Source organism: Mesorhizobium sp. B2-4-1 (assembly GCF_006442185.1).
In the GTDB taxonomy this organism is placed as follows: Bacteria; Pseudomonadota; Alphaproteobacteria; order Rhizobiales; family Rhizobiaceae; genus Mesorhizobium.
The window spans coordinates 1-21,882 of the sequence record NZ_VFVN01000015.1; the positions used below are offsets into that span (position 1 = coordinate 1).

The 21,882-nt window shown below is 62.3% G+C and carries 20 protein-coding genes and 1 tRNA gene; 10 read left to right on the plus strand and 11 right to left on the minus strand.

Annotated features, from left to right (window positions below):
• The 3 genes from FJ949_RS30550 to FJ949_RS27140 all read left to right on the plus strand — a co-directional run.
• Positions 1-257, plus strand: a 257-nt coding sequence (locus tag FJ949_RS30550) for a hypothetical protein (RefSeq protein ID WP_210241343.1), incomplete at its 5' end; no start/stop codon positions are given.
• A 204-nt stretch (positions 258-461) separates the two neighbouring features.
• Complete coding sequence (locus tag FJ949_RS27135; protein WP_140500744.1) at positions 462-1,601, plus strand: helix-turn-helix transcriptional regulator; 1,140 nt, start codon at positions 462-464, stop codon at positions 1,599-1,601.
• Between the two features lie 368 nt (positions 1,602-1,969).
• Complete coding sequence (locus tag FJ949_RS27140; protein WP_140500745.1) at positions 1,970-3,751, plus strand: hypothetical protein; 1,782 nt, start codon at positions 1,970-1,972, stop codon at positions 3,749-3,751.
• A gap of 218 nt (positions 3,752-3,969) precedes the next feature.
• Here FJ949_RS27140 and FJ949_RS27145 read toward each other — a convergent pair.
• Both FJ949_RS27145 and FJ949_RS27150 read right to left on the minus strand, forming a co-directional pair.
• Positions 3,970-4,046, minus strand: a tRNA-Arg gene (locus tag FJ949_RS27145).
• 85 nt (positions 4,047-4,131) lie between these two features.
• Positions 4,132-5,295 (minus strand): M20 aminoacylase family protein, encoded by a 1,164-nt coding sequence (locus FJ949_RS27150; RefSeq protein ID WP_140500746.1) that lies wholly within the window; start codon positions 5,293-5,295, stop codon positions 4,132-4,134.
• Between the two features lie 201 nt (positions 5,296-5,496).
• Here FJ949_RS27150 and FJ949_RS27155 point away from each other — a divergent pair, with 201 nt between their 5' ends.
• The gene (locus tag FJ949_RS27155) at positions 5,497-6,657 is read left to right on the plus strand and encodes a D-alanyl-D-alanine carboxypeptidase family protein (protein WP_140500747.1); all 1,161 of its coding nucleotides are present in this window, start codon (positions 5,497-5,499) and stop codon (positions 6,655-6,657) included.
• A gap of 3 nt (positions 6,658-6,660) precedes the next feature.
• Entirely contained in the window at positions 6,661-7,773 is a 1,113-nt protein-coding gene (locus FJ949_RS27160) for a GTP-binding protein (RefSeq protein WP_140500748.1), read from the plus strand.
• A gap of 12 nt (positions 7,774-7,785) precedes the next feature.
• Here FJ949_RS27160 and FJ949_RS27165 read toward each other — a convergent pair whose 3' ends face one another.
• From FJ949_RS27165 to FJ949_RS27185, 5 genes are all read right to left on the minus strand, one after another.
• Complete coding sequence (locus tag FJ949_RS27165; protein WP_140500749.1) at positions 7,786-8,016, minus strand: sulfurtransferase TusA family protein; 231 nt, start codon at positions 8,014-8,016, stop codon at positions 7,786-7,788.
• A 12-nt stretch (positions 8,017-8,028) separates the two neighbouring features.
• On the minus strand, positions 8,029-9,348 hold the full coding sequence (locus tag FJ949_RS27170) for a murein L,D-transpeptidase family protein (RefSeq protein WP_140500750.1): 1,320 nt from the start codon (positions 9,346-9,348) through the stop codon (positions 8,029-8,031).
• A 252-nt stretch (positions 9,349-9,600) separates the two neighbouring features.
• Complete coding sequence (locus FJ949_RS27175) at positions 9,601-10,551, minus strand: acetyl-CoA carboxylase carboxyltransferase subunit alpha (protein WP_140500751.1); 951 nt, start codon at positions 10,549-10,551, stop codon at positions 9,601-9,603.
• A gap of 98 nt (positions 10,552-10,649) precedes the next feature.
• A complete protein-coding gene (locus FJ949_RS27180) occupies positions 10,650-11,567 on the minus strand; it encodes a site-specific tyrosine recombinase XerD (RefSeq protein ID WP_140500752.1) in 918 nt (305 codons plus the stop codon).
• A 22-nt stretch (positions 11,568-11,589) separates the two neighbouring features.
• Positions 11,590-11,742, minus strand: coding sequence for a histidine kinase (locus FJ949_RS27185; protein WP_140500853.1), 153 nt, complete (start codon positions 11,740-11,742; stop codon positions 11,590-11,592).
• A 207-nt stretch (positions 11,743-11,949) separates the two neighbouring features.
• Between FJ949_RS27185 and FJ949_RS27190 the strand changes: the two genes are divergently transcribed.
• The 3 genes from FJ949_RS27190 to FJ949_RS27200 are packed head-to-tail and all read left to right on the plus strand — an operon-like array spanning position 11,950 to position 14,632.
• Positions 11,950-12,561, plus strand: coding sequence for a shikimate kinase (locus FJ949_RS27190; protein ID WP_140500753.1), 612 nt, complete (start codon positions 11,950-11,952; stop codon positions 12,559-12,561).
• Complete coding sequence (aroB, locus tag FJ949_RS27195; RefSeq protein WP_140500754.1) at positions 12,558-13,742, plus strand: 3-dehydroquinate synthase; 1,185 nt, start codon at positions 12,558-12,560, stop codon at positions 13,740-13,742. Before FJ949_RS27190 ends, aroB begins: the two co-directional genes overlap by 4 nt.
• Entirely contained in the window at positions 13,739-14,632 is an 894-nt protein-coding gene (locus tag FJ949_RS27200) for an HlyC/CorC family transporter (RefSeq protein ID WP_140500755.1), read from the plus strand. Before aroB ends, FJ949_RS27200 begins: the two co-directional genes overlap by 4 nt.
• 47 nt (positions 14,633-14,679) lie before the next feature.
• On the opposite strand, the gene FJ949_RS27205 is transcribed toward FJ949_RS27200, so the two are convergent.
• The 3 genes from FJ949_RS27205 to FJ949_RS27215 are packed head-to-tail and all read right to left on the minus strand — an operon-like array spanning position 14,680 to position 19,514.
• The gene (locus FJ949_RS27205) at positions 14,680-16,224 is read right to left on the minus strand and encodes a SpoVR family protein (protein WP_140500756.1); all 1,545 of its coding nucleotides are present in this window, start codon (positions 16,222-16,224) and stop codon (positions 14,680-14,682) included.
• 10 nt (positions 16,225-16,234) lie between these two features.
• Positions 16,235-17,545, minus strand: coding sequence for a YeaH/YhbH family protein (locus FJ949_RS27210; protein WP_140500757.1), 1,311 nt, complete (start codon positions 17,543-17,545; stop codon positions 16,235-16,237).
• Positions 17,546-17,564: 19 nt separating this feature from the next.
• The gene (locus tag FJ949_RS27215; protein ID WP_140500854.1) at positions 17,565-19,514 is read right to left on the minus strand and encodes a PrkA family serine protein kinase; all 1,950 of its coding nucleotides are present in this window, start codon (positions 19,512-19,514) and stop codon (positions 17,565-17,567) included.
• 341 nt (positions 19,515-19,855) lie between these two features.
• Between FJ949_RS27215 and FJ949_RS27220 the strand changes: the two genes are divergently transcribed.
• Positions 19,856-20,662, plus strand: a complete 807-nt coding sequence (locus tag FJ949_RS27220) for an alpha/beta hydrolase (protein WP_140500758.1) — start codon at positions 19,856-19,858, stop codon at positions 20,660-20,662.
• Positions 20,663-20,717: 55 nt separating this feature from the next.
• Here the strand turns inward: FJ949_RS27220 and FJ949_RS27225 are convergent, their stop codons facing one another.
• Positions 20,718-21,020, minus strand: coding sequence for a BolA family protein (locus FJ949_RS27225; RefSeq protein ID WP_140500759.1), 303 nt, complete (start codon positions 21,018-21,020; stop codon positions 20,718-20,720).
• Between the two features lie 183 nt (positions 21,021-21,203).
• Between FJ949_RS27225 and FJ949_RS27230 the strand changes: the two genes are divergently transcribed.
• A complete protein-coding gene (locus FJ949_RS27230) occupies positions 21,204-21,824 on the plus strand; it encodes a J domain-containing protein (protein ID WP_140500760.1) in 621 nt (206 codons plus the stop codon).
• Positions 21,825-21,882: the final 58 nt, after the last annotated feature.

A 21,882-nucleotide genomic window follows, 5' to 3' on the forward strand; every position in this document is an offset into this window, starting at 1 on the left:
GCAAGGGTGGGGGCAAGGGTGGAAGCAAGGGGTCAAGTCGTGACGGTGCGATGGAGATCGAAACCGGGCTGATACCCAGTTCAGTCAACGCAACAAACCCTACGCAGGTAAGATCTTTCAAAATTTTCGAAGGCAAGGGATGTCGCCGCGACTACGCACGGTTTTGCCCGACGAAACCGATGGGTAAATGCGACCTTGAAAGCCAGATCGAACGGCTTTCACCTGCGTGCAGAGATTTCGTCGAGAAGCATCGGTGAAGTTGCGTGGCTACTATGCTAATGTAGCTATCTCTCATTCGATGCGTCAGTCTGACGATAGGTCCTCAGCTGACCGTCTGTCGAGCATGGCCGCGGGAAATAAACATCCCTGGCCGGAGCCGGTTGCGGGGCCTGTAGCTGGAGGGCCGTCGACGGGCCATGAGGAGAAAAGGGCGAGAAACCGGGATCGCGACGCCAAATCCTATGTCCGACAATCGGAACATTGCCGCTGCGATCGAGGCTTGCTACGACGCCGCGTTCGAGTTTAGGCAGTGGCCCGCAGCGCTTCAAATGCTGGCCCACTCCCTAGGAGCCACAAGTTGCGTTATCCGCACCTGCGATCCAACTCACCCGTTTCGTAGCGATCAGCGATCGCCGACCGCGCTCAGACCCGATTCGACCGAACATGCCGAATTCGCCGCCCTTTGGATCGAAAGAATCGAAGGTGCTCCCGATCCGCATGAACGTAGACCGCGCAAGAGGTTGGCAAAACTGACAGACAGCTTCGTTGTCGAGGATGAGATCACCACTCGTGATGAGCGCGAGGTTCTCCCTTATTACCAAGAAATCGCGCGTCCAAGCGACCGGGAATGGTGGGCTGCAATAGACTTCATGGTGAAGGATCGAAGGTGGATGCTCTCGATGTTTCGTGACGCTCATAAGGGGCCATTCTACCGGAATGAAGCCGAGGATTTCTTGGCGATCGTTCCGTCGATGGTTCGCGTCATCAGTGCTGCGGAAAGGGTTTGGGAAACGGCAGTCGAACCGAACCTGGCCATTCTGGATCGGATGGGAAGCGCAGCGCTGTTGCTGAATTGCCGAGGCCGCGTCACCCGCTACAATAAACACGCGGAAGCTCTGCTTGGTACTGGCCTCGTTATCCACGGTGGTCGTCTCCGGGCGGCAGATCGGCCCAGTGATTCACGCTTGCAGAAATTGATCGCAGGCGTGGTCAGCCAATGCGGCGACTTGAGCGACGGGGAGCCCGTTTTGATTGCTCGCGAGGGTTCGCCATGGCTTCTTGCTGAAGCCATTCCGATGACCTCGTTCGTCCATGACCTCTTTAACGGCGGAGACGCGCTCCTCTATTTTACCGATCTTGTGGCCGAACCGGCGCTACCCAAGCAACTGATAAGGCACGCCTTTCAACTAACAGCAGCCGAAACGCGGCTGGCCTGCCGCCTTGCCGATGGCCGAGGTATCGGCGCGGCAAGCTCTGCCCTGGGAATTGGCCGTGAAACCGCCAGAACCCAGCTCCGTGCAATATTCTCGAAAACAAGCACCGGAAGTCAGGCGGAACTCGCGAAGCTCTTGTCCCGATACCAAGGGTCCTCCACGCATTGAAGTCGCGGTGTCACCCGTTCGGGTGAAGCCCTGACGGTCCAAGGGTTGCACTCTGCGCTGAATCGGGGCCGTGGCACTTCACAACAACAGGCGCCGGTCTCGATCCGATACGTCTCAAGCGGGGCGGGCGGTCAGACGATATTTGGTTTTTGCAACGGCGCGTGCCTGAATCCCTCTGGTGTCCGACTAGTGCCTTCGGGCCGAAGAGGTGAGCAGAAAACATCGCGTCCGCTATTACATTAGCAGTAGGAAATATATTGCCAAACGGCGGCGCGAGGCGGATCATCAACGCCCGCACCTCCGATCGAGAATTGGAAAGACAGGGCTGATCGGAGCTTGCCGATCGTACCGAACGCCAGGAGGTTCAGATGAAACTGCGTGCTTGCCTGCCAAGTGCAGGATGGACAGCTATTGCCTTAATGAGTTTCGGCACAGGTGCTGCCATTGCTTACGCCGCGGACAGTCCGTTGCAGTCGCAGCTTGCGGCGCCAAGAGTATCGTTGCCGGGGGAACTCGACATCACACACTGCGTCGCTCTGGCCGCTGCCGGCCAATCACTGGCCCCGCAAGACTTGAAGGCCTACGAGGAGGCCCAGCCGCCATTGTGGGATGACCTGGGCTCCCTGAGCTATCCGATCAGCACAAAGAGCGCCGATGCCCAAAAATACTTTGACCAGGGGCTGCGGTTCGCCACCAACTTCAATCACGCGGAGGCGCGACGCGCCTTCCGCAGGGCACAAAGCCTCGATCCCGACTGTGCGATGTGCTTCCTCGGCGAGGCACTGGTCCTGGGCCCGAACATCAACGTGCCGATGGATCCCACCGCAAATGCACCAGCGATCACTGCTCTTCGAAAGGCGCAGGCGCTTTCATCCGGTGCCACCGAGAAGGAGCGGGGACTGATCGAGGCGGTCGCCACGCGGTATTCCGAAGATCCCAAGGCCGATCGAAACACCCTGAACGCCGCCTTCGCCGATGCAACTGCGGCGCTTTCCGACAAATATCCTGACGATCTCGAGCTCGCTGTGCTGGCCGCAGAGGCCGGCATGGACACGCAGCCTTGGGACTATTGGCAGCCGGGCGGCAAGGAACCCAAGGGCCGCACCGCCGACATCCAGAGGCGGCTGGAAGGCGTTCTCGCCAGGAAGCCCGACAATCCGATGGCGATTCACCTCTACATTCATCTTGTTGAAGCCTCGGATCGTCCGGAGCGCGCCGAGCCCTACGCGGACCGGCTAGCAGCGCTGATGCCGGGGGCCGGACACATCGTCCATATGCCGAGCCACATCTACTATCGCGTCGGCCGCTACACGGATTCGCTGAAGTCCAACGAAGCTGCCTCGAAAGTGGACGAGACCTATCTCGCCGAAACCGGCGCTACCGGTGTCTATCCGCTCGGCTACTATTCCCACAACGTGCACTTCGTATTGGTTTCGGCCCAGCTCCTCGGTGACTCGAAGACGGTGCTTGCAGAGGCTGAGAAGCTGGACAAGTTTCTGACTAACGAGGTGGCCACGGCAATACCGATCGTGCAGCCGGTGAAGGCAGCTCCGTATTTCGCCTGGGCGCAATATGCCGAACCCGATGCGATCCTGGCTAAGGCCGAGCCGGCCGGCGCGCCGCCTTACATCACATCGATGTGGCACTATGCGCGCGGCGTCGCCCTGGCCGAGAAGAAGGACGCCTCGGGCGCGCGAGTCGAGGCGGACGCCATCCACAAGATCGCTCAGGAAACCGACTGGTCGGTGCACGATGCCTGGGGAATCCCGGCATTGTCGGTCCTGCAAGTGGCCGAAGATGTCGTACGTGCCCGCGCTGCGCAGGCCGAGAATGACGTCGGCGGCTCGATAGCCTTCTGGAAGAAAGCGGTCGAAACGGAGGACACGATCCCCTACATGGAGCCTCCGTACTGGTATTATCCCGTGCGGCAGTCCCTCGGTGCCGCCCTCCTCAAGAACGGTCAGCCGGCGGACGCGGCGAAGGAGTTTGTGGCGGCGCTCCACCGCGCACGCAGCAGCGCCTGGGCACTGTTCGGGCTGCAGCAGGCGGCGGAAGCCCAAGGCGATACTGCCGCCGCAACGAAAGCCGCGGACGAACTTTCCAAAGCCTGGAAGGGCGATCCGGGCATGCTGACGCTGGAACGGCTCTGAACCTCATCCCGGACGGGACCGCTGCGGTCCGTCGACCGGGCTCCAACCAATCAACCAATTTCCGATTTGTCGGAACGTCTGCAAGCGCTTTTCTGACGTTATTCGAACGGTAGAAATCCGCATGCAGGTTCCGTACAGATGACCGATGCGACCCCAGTGATCGGCTCTGGTTTCAGTCCGATTCAGGTCCGACAGTATCCGGCTTAAGCAGCAAAACGTGGTGATCCCGACAGGAATCGAACCTGTGACCTACAGATTAGGAATCTGCCGCTCTATCCTACTGAGCTACGGGACCACGCGGCCCGACACATAGCCGCTTCCGATCGTTTCGCCAAGGGGCGGGCCGAACACAATCGGCCGGCCCCTGCCGCCGCCAGGCCTCAGGCGGCGAGCGCGGTTTCGGCCAGCTTCACCCAGTAGCTCATGCCGTGCGGGATGGCCTCGTCGTTGAAGTCATAGGCCGGGTTGTGAAGGCCGGCGGTGTCGCCATTGCCAATGAAAATGAAGGCGCCGGGCCTGGCTTCAAGCATGTAGGAGAAGTCCTCGCCGCCCATCACCGGCTGGATGCCGCGGTGGACATGAGCGTCGCCGGCGACGTTTGCCGCGACGTCGCTGGCAAAAACCGTCTCTTCCGCATGGTTGAAGGTTACGGGGTAGTTCGCCTGGTAATCGACCTCGATCTTCGCGCCGAAGGCCGTGGCCAATCCGTCGCAGATGGCACGAATGCGCTCTTCCGACTTCTTGGCGATTTCCTTGCGCAAGGTGCGCACCGTGCCTGCGATCTCCGCCGATTCCGGGATGATGTTGTAGGCGTCGCCGGCATGGAATTTGGTCACCGACACCACCACCGCTTCAACCGGGTCGGTGCTGCGCGAGGCGATCGTCTGCAGGGCGCCGACCAACTGGCTGGTGATGACGATCGGGTCGATCGTGCCGTGCGGCATCGCCGCATGGCCGCCGCGGCCTTTCACGGTGATGGTGAATTCCGCGGTCGCCGCCATGATCGCGCCCGGCCGGATGGCGAACTGGCCGACCGGCAGGCCCGGCATGTTGTGCATGCCGAACACTTTCGCGATGTCGAAACGCTCCATCATGCCGTCCTTGACCATCTCGTTGCCGCCGCCGCCGCCTTCTTCGGCCGGCTGGAAGATGACCGCCACCGAACCGGCGAAGTTGCGGGTTTCGGCGAGATATTTCGCCGCACCCAAAAGCATCGCCGTATGGCCGTCATGGCCGCAGGCATGCATCTTCCCGGGAACGGTCGAGGCATAGGGCTTGCCGGTGATCTCGTTAAGCGGCAGCGCGTCCATGTCGGCGCGCAGGCCGATAGTGGCGCCTTCGCCCTGGCGGCCGCGAATGATGCCCACGACGCCGGTCTTGCCCAGCCCCGTCACCACATCGTCGCAGCCGAAGGCCTTCAGCTTCTCGGTGACGAAGGCGGCTGTCTTGAAGACGTCGAAATTCAGTTCCGGGGTCTGGTGCAGATGTCGTCGCCAGCCGGCAACCTCGTCCTGCATTTCGGCGGCACGGTTCAGGATTGGCATGATAGTTCCATCTCGCTGTTGGGGCAGGTCCGCTGCCTTGCAATTGTGATCGTCAGGCACTTTGCCATGTTGACGTCACATAGAGTAAATAGCACCGCAACAATGCGGTCCGTTTTTGAGGACGGACTCATTTTGCTGGCGATCGCGTAAATCTTACGGAGCCAGGGGCGACTACGGCAAGAGGCGATTTCGGATTCGATCATGAGGCACAGGCATTTCCTCAAACTATTCTGCGCGGGCGCCGTGGCGTTCTCGGCGCTGGCCGGGCCGGCGCTGGCCAATCCGGTCGTGCTGTTCGACCTGAACAGCGGCAAGATCCTCCAGCATCAGGACGCGTTCAAGCGCTGGTACCCGGCATCGCTGAGCAAGCTGATGACGGCCTATGTGACCTTCCGGGCGATAGCGGCCGGCGAGGTCCGGCTCGATTCGCCGATCAAGGTAACGAAACATTCCGCCGCCGAGCCGCCGAGCAAGATGGGCTTCAAGCCAGGCTCGGTGATGCGGCTCGACAATGCGCTGAAGATGATGCTGGTCAAGTCGGCAAACGACATCGCCATGGCCGTCGGCGAGAATGTCGGGGGATCGCAGGCAGCCTTTGCCGAGCGCATGAACGCCGAAGCGGTCCGGCTCGGCATGAACGGAACGCATTTCGTCAATCCGAACGGGCTTTATTCGCCGGACCAGTACACCACAGCGCGCGACCTGGCCGTGCTGGTGACGGCGATCCGCCGCGAGTTTCCGCAATATGCGCCGTGGTTCTCGATCGAGGGGCTTGCGGTCGGCAAGAAGGCGATCCCCAACTACAACCTGTTGATCGGTCGCTATCCCGGGGCCGACGGCATGAAGACGGGCTTCGTCTGCCCCTCCGGCTTCAACATGATCGGTTCGGCGACCCGCAACGGCCGCACGCTGGTGGCGGTGGTGCTCGGCGAGAAGTCGGCGATCACCCGTGCCGAGGCCGCGGCCAAACTGCTCGACCAGGGTTTCGATACGCCTGCCGCCGGCTCGGCCACCATTGCCACGCTGGCGCCCTACGGCGACACCATCTCGCCCAACGACATGCGTGACGAGATCTGCAAGAAGAAGGCGCCGGCTGAGCAGTCCGAGGCTCCGCCCGTCGTCGCCAAGAACGTGCCGAAATCGCCCTACCAGGAAAAGCTCGACCACGTGCCGACACTGGTTGCCGTGGGGCTTGGCGGCGCGACCGGCCCGACCCCGCTGGCCATGCTCGCCCAGGGCAGCCAGGAATATGCCGACGTGCCTATTCCGACCTGGCGGCCGGACAGACCGGCGCCCGGCGCCGGCCCGACGGTGGCGGGCTCGGCTGCGCAGGGCGACCAACCCGTCAAGGTTGCGAACTAGGCAATGAGCGGTTTTCCCATCCCTGTTTCCGTGCTGACCGGTTTTCTCGGCGCCGGCAAGACGACGCTGCTCAACCGGCTCCTGAAGGACCCGGCGCTGGCCGACACGGCCGTCATCATCAACGAATATGGCGAAGTGGCGATCGATCACCTGCTGGTGGAACAGGCGTCCGATGGCATCATCCAGCTTTCGGACGGCTGCCTTTGCTGCACGGTACGCGGCGAACTGGTCGACACGCTGGCCGATCTGGTCGACCGGCTGCAGACCGGCCGCATCGCCCGCCTTGCCCGCGTCATCGTCGAGACCACCGGCCTTGCCGATCCGGCACCGGTGCTGCAATCGATCATGGCGCATCCGGCACTGGTCCAGGCTTTCCGGCTCGACGGCGTCATCACCTTGGTCGACGCGGTCAACGGCGATGCCACGCTCGACGCCCATGTCGAGGCGGTCAAGCAGGTCGCCGTCGCCGACCGCATCGTGCTCTCCAAAACCGATCTGGTCGCTGGTCCGGATGGACTGGAAGCGCTGCGGACGCGGCTGCGGCAGATCAATCCGGGCGCCGAACTGCTGGCTGTCGACGATGCGAAAACGAGCGTCGCGGCGCTGTTCGACTGCGGCCTCTACAACCCGGCGACCAAATCCGCCGATGTGCGGCGCTGGCTCGGCGAAGAAGCGATGCATGACCCTGATCATCATGATCATGACGGGCATGACCAGGGGCACGGCCACGACCACGGGCACCGGCACGATCAGCGAATCCGCACCCACTCCCTGGTGCATGACGGCCCGGTGCCGTTCTCGGCCATCGAGATGTTCCTCGATCTTTTGCGCTCCACGCATGGCGAGCGCCTGTTGCGCATGAAGGGCGTCATCGAACTCGAGGAAGATCCGTCGCGGCCGCTGGTGGTGCATGGCGTGCAGAAAATCCTGCATCCGCCAGCTCGATTGCCGTCCTGGCCGGACGGCCAGCGCGGCACCCGGCTGGTGCTGATCACGCTCGACATGCCCGAAGACTATGTAAGGCGACTGTTTGCCGCCTTCACCAACCGGCCCTCGATCGACACGCCCGACCGCGCGGCGCTGGAGAACAATCCCCTGGCGATCGCGGGACGCTGACCTTTACGACAGCTATTCGCCGCGCTCGACCAGGAAGCGGTGACCGCCTGATATGGCGGATGTCTCTACGAGATGATGACCAGAGTCGGCGCAGAACGCCGGAATGTCGATAACGGCGAGCGGATCGGTCGTTTCCAGCCAGAGCCGGCTGCCCGGCCGCATCCCGGCCAGCCGCTTCTTCGCCTTCAGCACCGGCAAAGGGCAGTTCAGCCCTCTCAGATCGTAGACGGTGTCGTCGGTCACTGCGAAAAAATGTCAGCCGCCGAACATGCCGAGCAGCTTGTTCTTCAGCCTCGTCACGCGGCTCTCGTCGGCACTCGCGGCCTGCGTTTCGGCCGGCGGTGCGGGCTCGGCCGGCGCTTCGATCGTCGCGGTGGCGACAGGGGCTTCCTTGGCGGTCTTGGCCGCTTCCTTTTCGGCCAGCGCCTGCGCCTTGGCGGCTTCCTTTTCGGCCAGCGCTTGCGCCTTGGCCTGCTTGGCAGCTTCTATCGCGGCCAGCCGCTGCTCCTCGGCTTTTTGCTTCGCGGCCTTTTCGGCATCGAGCGCGGCCATCTTGCGGCCGGCGGGCGAATCGATGCGGCCCATGCGCGCCGTCTCGGTGACCGAGCCGTCCGAGTTGAGCGATGGCGGGTCGATCGGCACGCGCTCGCCGCGCGCACGGCGCTTGGACCAGTCGGAGACGATGCTGGCTTCCTTGATGCCGGCGATGGTGGGCTTGGGCGCCGGCGTGCTTGCCTTGAGGGCGCCGTTGAACGCAGCCTCATACGTGCTCTGATAAGCACTGTAGGCGCTTTTCAGCGAATCCGGCTGCGTGGACGCAGGGCAGGGGCCGGTCGGATTGAATGTGGTGCCTTCGGGAGCCACCTGGTTGAAGACGTAGCGCTTCTCGCAAACGTCGACTTTCGGCGGTACCTTGGTGATCTCGAAATTGTCGTAGCCGACCTTCAGCATCTTCCAGAATTCGTAATTCGGGTCGTTGCGGTAGCGCGCCATGTTGGCGGCGGTCATGCGGAACGGGAAGGCCTGGATCTGGAACTCGGTCTGGCCGCCCTGGAAGGCATCGCGGCCGAACGCATAGATCTGCTCGATCTGGGCATCGGTCATCGAATAGCAGCCCGAAGACGAGCAGGCGCCGTGCACCATCAGGTTGGAGCCGGTGCGGCCGTTGGCGCGGTCATAGGCGTTGGGATAGCCGATGTTGAAGGACAGATGGTAGTTCGAGCGCGGGTTCATCTGCGCCGGACGCACGGTATAAAAACCTTCCGGCGCCTGGCGGTCGCCCTCGGTGTATTTCGGCCCGAGCTTGCCCGACCATTTGCAGATATCGTAGCTGGCGACCATGTCGTAGCGGCCGTTGGTCTTGGCCTTCCAGATTTCTAGCTTGCCCTCTTCCTTGAAGATGCGCGCCATCACCGAGGAGGTGCGCACCATGCCCTTGGCCCTCATGTCGGCCAGGATCTTGTCGGGCAGAGGCTTGTTGGCCTCCGGGGCAAAATCCTTCATCGACGAATCATTGCAGCCGGCGACGGCTATCGCGGTGATGAGAATTCCGGTGCGGGCAAGCTTGGCAAACATGGATAAGGCTACGTCTTCTCTTTCGGGCCAATGGCTTCGAAACGGCCGAGCCCGCATGCTGAACACAGACGGACCGTAAGCCCGTTAACCTTGAAAATTCCTTACCGCAAGCCTCGGCCACCCCTCACGGCAATTCCATTGAACCGAATCCGGCGGCATTTTTGTGGCGAAATTGCTCATCGCCGCCACATTGCCGTGGAGCGTTGCCGTGGAGGCGGCTTGTGGCGGCCCGGTTGAGCCGCCAAATCGTGGTCAGAGGCTGCGGCCCATTGCCAGATACTTCTCGCGGCGCTGCTCGCGAAAATCCATGTTGGCGCCGGCAAAATCCTTCATCGTCCTGGCGATGAGATCGCCCGTCGCGGCAATCACCGTTTCGGGTGCGCGCTGGGCGCCGCCGATCGGTTCGGGAATGATGGCGTCGATGATCTTCAGCTCCAGAAGGTCCTGGGCGGTGATCTTCATGTTGGTCGCCGCGTCCTTGGAGCGCGTCGTGTCGCGCCACAGGATGGAGGCCGCGCCCTCGGGCGAGATCACCGAATAGATGGCATGTTCCAGCATGTAAACGCGGTTGGCGGTGGCGATGGCAATGGCGCCGCCCGAACCGCCTTCACCGATGACAACCGAAATCGAGGGCACCTTGAGCGCAAGGCAGGCCGAGGTCGAACGGGCAATGGCTTCGGCCTGGCCACGCTCCTCGGCGCCGACGCCGGGATAGGCGCCGGCCGTGTCGACCAATGTCAGCAGCGGGATCTTGAAGCGGTCGGCAAGCTCCATCAGCCGCACGGCCTTGCGATAGCCTTCGGGGCGCACCGAGCCGAAATTGTGCTTCAGCCGGCTCGCCGTGTCGGAGCCCTTCTCCTGGCCGAGGATCGCTACCGGTTCGCCGCGGAACCGGGCAAAGCCGCCGACGATCGCCTGGTCCTCGCCGAAATTGCGGTCGCCGGCGAGCGGCGTGAAATCGCTGAACAGGCCCTTGATGTAGTCGACGCAGTGCGGCCTGTCGGAATGGCGCGCCACCTGCACCTTCTGCCATGGGGTCAATGCCTTGTAGAGATCGCGCAGGGCATCGCGCGACCGCTTCTCGAGCCTGCTGATCTCGTCGGCGACATCGACCGCCTCGCCGTTCTCGGCAAGCTTCTTCAGTTCCAGGATCTTGAGTTCCAGATCCTGCACCGGCTTTTCGAAATCGAGGTAGTTGTACATGCTTGGGCGGACCGATACGTCGGAAGCAAAGACTGGCGGGACCCTGAAATCCGGGGCTCCGGGCGATGGAACGTCGCCCTCACATAGCGATATGAGGTCTAGTCGGCAAGCGGGTGATGATCGTTGACCAGCCGCACCAATCGCTCCTCCAGCACATGGGTATAGATCTGTGTCGTCGATATGTCGGCATGGCCGAGCAGTTGCTGCACGGCCCTGAGATCGGCCCCGTTCTGCAAGAGATGGCTGGCGAAAGCATGGCGAAGCACATGTGGCGAGACCTTGGCCGAGGCGATGCCGGCCCGGGCCGCCAGCCCCTTGAGGTCGCGAGCGAAGACCTGGCGCGAGAGGTAGCCGCTGTCCGACGCGGCAGGAAACAGGAACGGGCTGTCAGCGAAAGCGGGCACCTTGGCCCGGGCGGCGAGCCAGGCTCGCATCGCCGCGCGCGCCTTGGCCGACAGCGGCACCATGCGCTCCTTGTCGCCCTTGCCGCGCACCATGAAGAAGCGATCGTCGCGTTGCGCCACCGTCACCGGCAAGCCGACCAGTTCCGAAACGCGCAGGCCTGTCGCATAAAGCACTTCGACCAGCGCGTGCAGACGCAGCGCCGCCAGCCTGTCGCTCTCGCCAAGCCCGGCATCGCCGGCCTCCTGCGCGGCGCGGTCGATCAGCCGGCCGGTGTCGGCCTCGCTCATGGTCTTCGGCAGCGGACGGCCTTTTTTCGGGCTGTCCAGCGTGCCGGTCGGGTCGTCGCCGCGCAGACCCTCGGCGTAGAGGAATTTGAAGAACTGGCGGATCGCCGACAGTTTGCGTGCCTGCGATGTCGGGGCGAAGCCGCGTGCGGCGATGTCGTCGAGATAGGCGAGGATGTCCGCGGCGCCGGCGCCGGCAAGACCGCCAGGGATTTCCTGCGAAGCGTCATCGAGGTCGCGGCGATAGGAGGAAAGCGTGTTTTCGGCGGCACCCCGCTCGGCGCTCATCATCTCCAGAAAGGCTTCGATGCGGGCGGCGCTGTTCATTTCCTGAAGTTTTTCTTCGGGCTCAGTTTTTCTTTGGGTTCAGCTTTTCCGGAGGGATGCGCACGCTCATTTCCGCCTTTTTCGGCTCGACGAACATCACCAACGCGAACATCGTACCATAGGCGATGCCCGCCAGAATCGCTGTTATCACGACAAGGCGAAACAGTGTCGGCATCAATCTTCGCCCGTCTTCTTGTTCTGCGTTTCCAAACCCTGTGCCCTTATGGGACGCCAATCCGGCCAATTCAAGCAAGAAGCTGAAGCGCGCCGGCAACTTCCAATGCAGCCGGTTCCTCGCTCGCGGGAGGCCAGCCTGCCTCAGTGCGCTTGACGCAACCGGGCTTTTCATGTCGATACGCCGGCAAAGAGGGCTTCGAGGCTGATGAACGCGCTACCAGCAAATCCTCCGGGCGGGAGCCATGCCGCGCTGCTGGGCAGGCTCGGCGGCCGCTCCATCGTCTTTGTCGGCCTGATGGGCGCCGGCAAGACCGCGATCGGCCGCAAGGTCGCCACCGTGCTGGCGCTGCCTTTCATCGACAGCGACCAGGAGATCGAAAACGTCTCGCGCATGACCGTTCCGGAACTGTTCGAACGCTATGGCGAAACGGAGTTCCGGGCGCTGGAGCAGCGCGTCATCCTGCGCGTGCTGGAAAACGGCCCGCAGGTGCTGTCGACCGGCGGCGGCGCCTTCATGAACGCACAGACGCGCGAGGCGATAGCGGCACATGGCGTGTCGGTATGGCTGAAGGCCGAACTCGACCTTTTGATGGACCGGGTCTCCAAGAAACAGAACCGGCCGCTGCTGAAGAGCCCCGATCCGCGTGGCGTGCTCGAGCGGCTGATGAGTGAACGCTATCCGGTCTATGCGACATCGGACGTCACCGTGCCGACCCGCGACGACCGCAAGGAAGTCATCGCGGCCGAGGTGGTGGAGGCGCTGTGCCGGCATTTCGATATAGCCCAGACCACTCCCGCGGGCGAGGTCGAACCATGAGCGCCGCTGCTGCCGTTGCCGTCGAGGTCGGACTTGGCGAGCGGGCTTACGATATCCTGATCGGGCCGGGGCTTTTGTCGCACGCCGGCGCCGAGATGTCGCGCCGCCTGCCGGGCCGACGCGCCGCGGTCGTGACCGACGAAAACGTCGCGGCGGCGCATCTCCATACGCTGAAGGCCGGCTTGCTCGAGAGCGGCATCGAGCCCGCCGTGATCACGCTGCCGCCCGGCGAGAAAACCAAGAGTTTCGCGCATCTCGAAGCGGTGGTGGACGGCGTCCTGGCCGCGAAGCTGGAACGCGGCGATGTCGTCATCGCCCTCGGCGGCGGCGTTATCGGCGACCTGGCCGGCTTTGCCGCCGGCATCGTGCGCCGCGGCATGAACTTCGTGCAGATCCCGACCTCGCTCCTGGCGCAGGTCGATTCCTCGGTCGGCGGCAAGACCGGCATCAACAGCGCGCGCGGCAAGAACCTGGTCGGCGTCTTCCACCAGCCGAAGCTGGTGCTGGCCGATACCGGAGTGCTCGATACGCTGCCGATCCGCGAATTTCGCGCCGGCTACGCCGAACTCGCCAAATACGGGCTGATCGACCGGCCCGAATTCTTCGCCTGGCTGGAGAAAAACTGGGCCAGCGTGTTCGCCGGCGGACCGGAGAGGGTAGAGGCCATCGCCGAGGCCTGCCGCGCCAAGGCCGATGTCGTTGCCCGCGACGAGTTCGAGACCGGCGACCGCGCGCTGCTCAATCTCGGCCACACTTTCGGCCATGCGCTGGAGGCCGCCACCCGATATGACGGCGCCCGCCTCGTGCATGGCGAGGGGGTCGCCATCGGCATGGCGCTGGCGCATCGCTTCTCGTCGCGGCTCAACCTGGCCAGTCCTGACGCCGCGGCGCGCGTCGAGGCGCATCTCAACACGGTGGGACTGCCGTGGCGGATGGCCGACATTCCGGGCGAACTGCCCGACGCCGATGCGCTGCTTGGCTTCATCACCCAGGACAAGAAAGTGTCGCGCGGCGCGCTGACCTTCATCCTGACGCGCGGCATCGGAGAGGCCTTCATCGCCAAGGACGTGCCGGCCTCGGAAGTGCTGTCGTTCCTCAGGGAGAACCACCCGAGCGCGACGGAAAGCCGTCCGGGCCGGCAAGGAAGCCGTCCGGACAGGCAAGGAAGCCGTCCGAAATGAACGGGGCCGGCTGGATCGTCGTCGCTTTCCTTGCCGTCCTCATCCTGTTGGCCGTCGCCATGCGCACGCGCCTGCTTGCCGCTTTCGGCTATGAACTGTCGCGCATCGAGCCGCAGCGTTCGAGCGGGGACGAGCTGCGCGGCGCCGTCGACGATTTCCGCCGTGACGGCCAGGTGGTGCGCGAGGAGCGCGATCGCATCGGCGGGTTGTTCGACCTCGAGGAGCTCGAAGTCTCCGACGTCATGGTCCACCGCACCAATATGCGCTCGGTCAACGCCGACAATGCACCGGAAGCCGTGGTGCGCGAGATCCTGCAGAGCCCGCACACCCGCATGCCTTTGTGGAAGGGGTCGCTCGACAACATTGTCGGCGTGCTGCACGCCAAGGACCTGCTGCGCGCCCTCAACGATGTCGGCAACGACTTCTCCAGGATCGATGTGATGAAGATCGCGTCAAAGCCCTGGTTCGTGCCCGATACGACGACATTGCAGGAACAGCTCAACGCCTTCCTGCGCCGCAAGGCGCATTTCGCCGTCGTCGTCGACGAGTATGGCGAGGTCGAAGGGCTGGTGACGCTGGAGGACATCATCGAGGAGATTGTCGGCGAGATCGCCGACGAGCACGATGTCGACATACAGGGCGTCAAGCAGGAGGCGGACGGTTCCGTCGTCGTCGACGGAACCGTGCCGATCCGCGACCTGAACCGGGCGCTCGACTGGGACCTGCCGGACGAGGAGGCAACCACCATCGCCGGCCTAGTCATCCATGAGACGCAGTCGATCCCCGAGGAGAAGCAGGCCTTCACCTTCCACGGCAAGCGTTTCATCGTCATGAAACGCGACAAGAACCGCGTCGCCAGGCTCAGGATCAGGCCGGCAGGCGACAGCTGAACGGTCCATCGTGTCGCAGACACGCACAACCGCGTCATCCCTGATGCTCAACAGTCCTTGGTCGAGCGTTCGCCGACCATTGCGTCGGTGTCGGCGTCGACGGCCGCCAGGCTGACTTCATAGCCCCAGAGATGCCGGATGTGGCGAAGGGTCGCGTCGCGGCTGTCATTCTCCAGCACGACCCCATTCTTCACCTTGTGCTGTAGCCGCAAATGCCGGTCGCCGAGCAGGTCCACGTCCACAACCTGGATGTCGGGCCGGCTCGCGCCCACATCATAGCTGTGGGCCAGCGCGGCGCGTATGTTGTTGTAGCCGCGCTCGTTGTGGATCGATGCGACTTCGTAGTGCGGTTGGTCGGCTCCATCGGCCAGGACGAAGAGCCGCCATTTTCGTATCAAGGTCGGGCTGAGATACTGGCGAATGAAGGATTCGTCGCGGTGGTTGGCCCAGGCGTCGAGCAGCGTCTCAAGCCAGTCGCCACGGCCGGCTATGTCCGGGAACCAGTCGCGATCTTCGGCTGTCGGCTCGGTCGAGATGCGCTGAATGTCCTGCATCATGTCAAGCCCGAGCGCGTAGGGGTTGATGCCGGAAAACCGCTGGTCGTCGAAGGATGGCTGGAAGATCACGTTCGAGTGGTTGCGCAGGATTTCGAGCATCGCGCCTTCGGTGATCCGGCCACGGTCGAACAGCATGTTCATGAGCGTGTAGTGCACGAAAGTGGCGCAGCCTTCGTTCATCACCTGGGTTTGCCGCTGCGGGTAAAAATACTGCGCAATGACGCGGACGATCCTGAGGATCTCGCGCTGCCAGGGTTCGAGGACAAGGCTGTTCTTCTCAAGGAAATACAGCAGGTTTTCCTCGGGCAGATTGAGCGATTTCTTCCGCTCCGACACGCCTTCATCGCCCGCTTCGGAGTTGTCGGCGTCCTGCGCGGGCGGCAGGGTGCGCCATAAGTCATTGTAGGAACGCTCCTCGTATTCGAGGCGCTCGCGAAGTCCCTCGCGCTGCTGCTCCGACGACAGTTTCGGCGGCCGGTGATACCGGAACACGCCTTGCTCCATCAGCGCGTGTGCGGAATCGAGAATGGCTTCCACGGCGGCCAGGCCGTGCCGCTCCTCGCACCGGGCGATGTAGCCCTTGGCAAAGTCCAGATAGCTCAGGATTCCTCCGGCATCCGTCCATTGGCGGAAAAGGTAATTGTTCTTGAAGAAGTGATTGTGTCCAAGTGCTGCATGGGCGGTCACCAAGGCCTGCAGCGCCATGGTGTTTTCCTCCATCAGGTAGACGATGCAGGGATTGGAATTGATGACCAATTCATAGGCCAGCCCGCGACCGCCTTTGCGATAGAGAAGCTCGTTGTAGAGGAAATGCTTGCCGAACGACCAATGCCGGTACATCAGCGGCATGCCGACCGACGAGTAGGCGTCGAGCATCTGCTCGGAAGAGATGACCTCCATCTGCACCGGATAGGTGTCGAGATGAAGCTGGTCGACCGCAATCGCCTCGATCTCCTCATAGACCCGCGACAGCTTTTTGAAATCCCAGTCGGATCCGGAGAAAAGCAACCCCGATTTGTTGGCCTGGCCAGCCATCCGGCACCCCTTACGCGCTCTTGGCCATAGCCGGCTGCCTGGCGAAAAGCTGGCGAAATACCGGGTAGATATCGGCCGGAGCGGCGATGCGCCTCATCTGGAAGTTCGGCCATTTTTGCTCGACGGCGCTATAGGCGCGCCAGAGCGAGGTGCCATTTTCGGTCGAGCCGAAAATATGACTTTCGCGTTCGTCGATGATCTCCACATAGGCGAAATACTGGCACAGGCGCATGAGCTTGCCATGGAGCAGTTCTATGCAGCGCTGCGAGTCGGTGGCGAAATTGTCACCATCCGAAGCCTGGGCGGCATAGATGTTCCACTCCGTGGCCGGATAGCGTTGTTCTATGATGCGTTGCATTTCCTCCAGCGCGGTGGAAACAACCGTGCCTCCGCTTTGCGTGCAGTAGAAGAATGTCTCTTCGTCCACCTCCTGGGCCTCGTGCGTGTGGCGGATGAAGACGATCTCCGTGCGCTCATAGCGTCGGGTCAGGAACAGGTGCAGCAGAACGAAGAAGCGCTTGGCCAAATCCTTCTCGCGCTCGCCCATCGACCCGGAGACGTCCATCAGGCAGAACATGACGGCGCTGGCATTCGGCACCGGCTGCGGGTCGAAGCGATTGAAGCGGATGTCGACGGGATCGACAAAGGCAATACGCTTTCGGCGGCGCTCCAGCCGCTCGAGTTCCTCCCGCAAAGTCAAGATGCGTTCGCGGGTCGCGGCGTTTGGCGGCTTCGATTCCAGTTTGGCGAGCTGCTGGAGGATCGCATCCAGCTCCGGCTGCTTTGGGCGCCCAAGCGCGATACGGCGGGCGTGGCTGTTTCGCATCGTGCGCCCGACATTAATGTTGGTCGGTGATCCTGTTGCCGCGAAACCTGCCCGCCTTGGCTTGAATGCGAGTATCTGCTTGAGATTGAGCTTGACTAGATCCGGCAGTTCGAGATCCTCGAAAAAGAGGTCGAGAACTTCCTCGCGCGAAAGCACGAAGCGAAAGTCGTCCTCGGATGCCGTGTTTCCCGGCGACGAGGAACCTGCGCCGCCCTGCCCGGGTTTGGGCACCAGGTCACCGGGAATGAACGTCCTGTTTCCTGGCAGGATGTGCTGGCGCTGGCCACTGTCCCTGGCATCGCTGAAGGTCGGTTCGCTGGTGCCTCTGTGAGGCATCGGCACGGCATGCCCGCTGTCCACATCGGCGATCCGGCCCGTCCTTATCTGGTCACGGATGCTCCGCTTGAGTTCTTCCCGCGCGCGCCTGAGAAAGCGCTGGCGATTGCCCAGGTTCTTGTCCTTCGGATTGAGGCGGCGGTCGATGAAGATCGGCATGGAACCATCCGGGCTTTTCTCAGCCCGCCTTGTTCACGCGCATGTACCAGTCGACCAGCCGCCGTACCTGCCGCTCGGTGTAGCCGCGTTGCACCATGCGCTGCACGAATTCATTGTGCCGCTTTTCCGTGACGCTGTCCTGCTTGGAGCCGAAACTGATCACCGGCAGAAGATCTTCGACCTGGCCGAACATGCGCTTCTCGATGACCTCGCGCAGCTTTTCGTAGCTTGTCCATGACGGGTTGCGGCCGTGGTTGCGTGCCCGGGCACGCAGCGTGAACTTGACCACTTCGTTGCGGAAATCCTTGGGGTTGGCGATGCCGGCCGGTTTTTCGACCTGCGACAACTCCTTGTCCAATATCTCGCGATTGAGGATCTGGCCCGTATCGGGATCCTTGTAGTCCTGATCTTCGATCCAGGCATCGGCATAGGCGATGTAGCGGTCGAATAGGTTCTGGCCATACTCGCTGTATGATTCCAGATAGGCCTTCTGGATCTCGTGGCCGATGAACTCGGCATAGCGCGTCGCCAGTTCCGACTTGATGAATTCGAGATAGCTCGCTTCCGTCTCCTTTGGGAACTGCTCGCGCTTGATCGCCTCTTCCAGGATGTACATCAGGTGCACGGGATCCGCCGCGACCTCGTTGGTGTCGTAGTTGAATGTCTGCGACAGGATCTTGAAGGCGAAGCGCGTGCTTACGCCGGTCATGCCCTCGTCGACGCCGGCGGCGTCGCGATATTCCTGAACCGACTTGGCCCGGGGGTCGACCTCCTTGAGGTTTTCGCCGTCATAGGCGCGCATCTTGGTGTAGAGCGGCGAATTGTCGTGCTCGGCAAGACGGGTCGAGACCGTGAACCGGCTGAGAATATCCAGCACTTCAGGTGCGCAGGGGCTGCCGGCCAGCTCGCTCTCGCGCAACAGTTTCTCGTAGATATGCCTTTCTTCGGTGATCCGCAGGCAATACGGCACCTTGACCACGAGGATGCGGTCGAGAAAGGCCTCGTTGTTCTTGTTGTTCTTGAACTGTTGCCACTCCGATTCGTTGGAATGGGCAACGATGATGCCCTGATAGGGGAAGGCGCCGAAATTCTCGGTGCCGTTATAGCTGCCTTCCTGGGTCGCCGTCAGCAGCGGATGCAGGACCTTGATGGGCGCCTTGAACATCTCGACGAATTCGAGCAGGCCTTGCGTGGTCCGGTTCAGCCCGCCGCTGTAGGAATAGGCGTCCGGATCGGACTGGCTGAAATCCTCCAATTGCCTGATGTCGACCTTGCCAACCAGAGCCGAGACATCCTGATTGTTCTCGTCGCCAGGCTCAGTCTTGGCTATAGCGATCTGGCGCAGCCGCGAGGGCATCAATTTCACCACGCTGAATTTGGAAATGTCGCCAGACAATTCATCAAGCCGCTTGGCCGCCCAGGGCGAGATAATGCCGTTGAGGCGACGCCGGGCTATGCCGTATTTGTCCTCCAGCAGGTCGCCCATGCGATCGGGATGGAACAGGCCGAGCGGCGACTCGAAAATCGGACTGATCTGATTGCCGGCCTTGAGCGTGTAGATCGGGCGTTCCTCCATCAGTTTCTTCAGCCGTTCGGCCAGGGAGGACTTGCCGCCGCCGACAGGGCCGAGGAGATAGAGGATCTGCTTGCGCTCCTCGAGCCCCTGCGACGCATAGCGGAAATAGCCGGCGATGCGTTCGATCGTATCCTCCATTCCGTAGAAATCGGAGAAGGTGGGATACACCTTGACCGTGCGGTTGGAGAAAATGCGGCCGAGCCGCTCGTCCTTGCTGGTGTCGACCAGGTTCGGCTCGCCGATTGCCTCGACCATCCGTTCCGGCGCCGAGGCATACATTGACTTGTCTTCCCGGCAGGCAAGGAGATACTGCTGGAGGCTTATTTCCTCCTGGCCCGCGTTTGCATAAATCTCCGAAAACAGATCGAAGACGTCGGACTGGTTCTCACCCATGATGGTTGCCCTCAGAGCCATTCTGGCTGCCGCCCGGCTCATCTCATTCAACTACCGGGATGCATTGTGGTTCCCTCCACGTTGGAGAGAGAGCGTGTATCTGCATCGAACTTGGACAGCACACAGTTACAATGCTCGTCTGATATCTCAGGTGGTGATGGCCAGAGGAGACCGTCAAGGGCAAATATCGATTTCGTGAACCGAACGGCAAAGCGAGTGCATTGATGCGGCTGGTACGGTGTTGAATCAGATCGTTGAGCACTCCCAAGTCTAACGGGATGCTCGTGGTGCGTGCGGGCATTCCTCGTCTACATATCGGGCCCAACGATCGGGAGATTGCGATGATCGATCGACGAAGCCTTATTCTGGTGTCCGCGGCGACGATGTTGCCATTGGGCACATCGGTCGCATGGGGCCAGCGCCAACCCGTGCCGACAACCTTCGATTACGGGCCGGCCAAGCTCGATATCTATGCGCCGGATGGCGCACGCGGATTGCCGGTCGTCTTCTTCGTCCATGGCGGCGCCTGGCGCTCCGGCAAGCGCTCGCAGGTCAACGCGAAGCCGGCCTTCCTGCTCGCCAACGGGTTTTGCCTGGTCTCCATCGACTATCGCATGCTGCCCGAAGCGGAGGTCGCCACCCAGGCCGACGATGTCGAAAAGGCCTATGCCTATGTCCGCGCCAACATTGCCCGGCATGGCGGCGATGCCAGGCGGATCGTGGCCATGGGCCATTCGGCCGGTTGCCACCTCGTTGCGCTGACCGGCATGCGCGGCGGTCTACCGGGTGTCGCCGCGCTGCTTCTCGACGACACCAGGGCCTATGACCTCACCGCGCTTTCCAGGAATGGCGGCATGGCGGGGGCCTATGCGCGGGCCTTCCCCGATCCCGCGCAATGGGCGGCGTTATCGCCGGCCAGTTATGTAGATGGCCGCAAGCACCCGCCGACCTTCATCGCCTACTCAGGCGCTTCGGGCCGGGACGGGGACTCCAAGGCGTTCGCCGAGCGCTTGCGCGCCACCGGCACCAAGGTGACGCTGTTCGACGGCAGCGCCTATACGCACATGTCGATCAACCGCGATTTCGGCGAGGACGGCGACGCCTTGACCGGGGCGGCACTGGCATTCCTGAAATCGGCGGTTGGGTGATTGCGGCATCGAAACGGAGCTCTGAACGTCACCGCGAGGAGCGAGGAGGACCGGCCTACCAGCGCGTCTTTTCGCCGGGAGCCGCCGGTTCGATCGCCAGCGCGTGCAGGCCAGCCTTCAATTCGTCGGCCAAAAGCGCGTTGACCGCGCGGTGGCGCTCGATGCGGCTCATGCCGGCAAAATCCGGCGAAACAATGCGGACGCGGAAATGCGTCTCGCCGGTGCCGTCGAACGTAGCCTGGTGGCCGGATTCCACATGATGATGGCCGGCGTGCAGATGGCTTTCGTTGATGACGACCAGCCGCTCCGGCGAAAATGCCTTGCTCAACTTGTCTTCCATGGTTGCCTGTATGGACATTGCCGTCTCCCTTCACCACATATCGCCAGCGGGATCGCGAAAGCCGAACCGACTTCGTTGCATGCCGCGCTTCAACAAAATCGGTCCTTCGCCTGCTTTATGCCGCGATTCAGCGGTTAGGGCGATCATCGCGAAAATGTCAATTCTTGTTTCGCATCTGCGAACGCCCCATAAATGGGTTAGATGAAGCCGTATCCCAAATATTTCGAGAAGATCCGCATCCGCCAGGAGAAGGACGCGGAGCTGAAGTCGCACGCGCCGATCTGCCAGTGGGATGGCTGCAAGGAGGCGGGCACCCATCGCGCTCCGGTCGGGCGCATGAAGGAGGGCGAGTATTTCCGCTTCTGCTTCGATCATGTGCGCGAGTACAACAAGGGCTTCAACTATTTTTCCGGCGTTCCGGACACCGAGGTCGCCCGTTTCCAGAAGGAGGCGATGACCGGCCATCGGCCGACCTGGAAGATGGGCGTCAACGGCGCCTCGACGCGCTCGTCTCCCGATATGGCGCAGATGCGCTCCGGCCGCGCCGGCTACTACAACCGGATGCGCGACCCGTTCGACCTGTTCAAGGGGCCGAAGGATCCCCGGGAGGTGCGCGAGCGCAAGGCCAAGCCGCTTGAGGCCAAGGCGCTGGAAACGCTTGGCCTTGATACAAAGGCGACTGGCAAGGAGATCAAGGCGCGCTATAAGGAACTGGTGAAGCGTCACCATCCGGATGCGAATGGCGGCGACAGAGGTTCGGAAGACCGGTTCCGCGATGTGCTCCAGGCCTATCGCGTGCTCAAGCAGGCGGGTTTGTGCTGAGCGACCCAACGGTTCGTGTCGTTTTCCAACTTTCATAAGGGTGGAAAAGGCTCTAAGA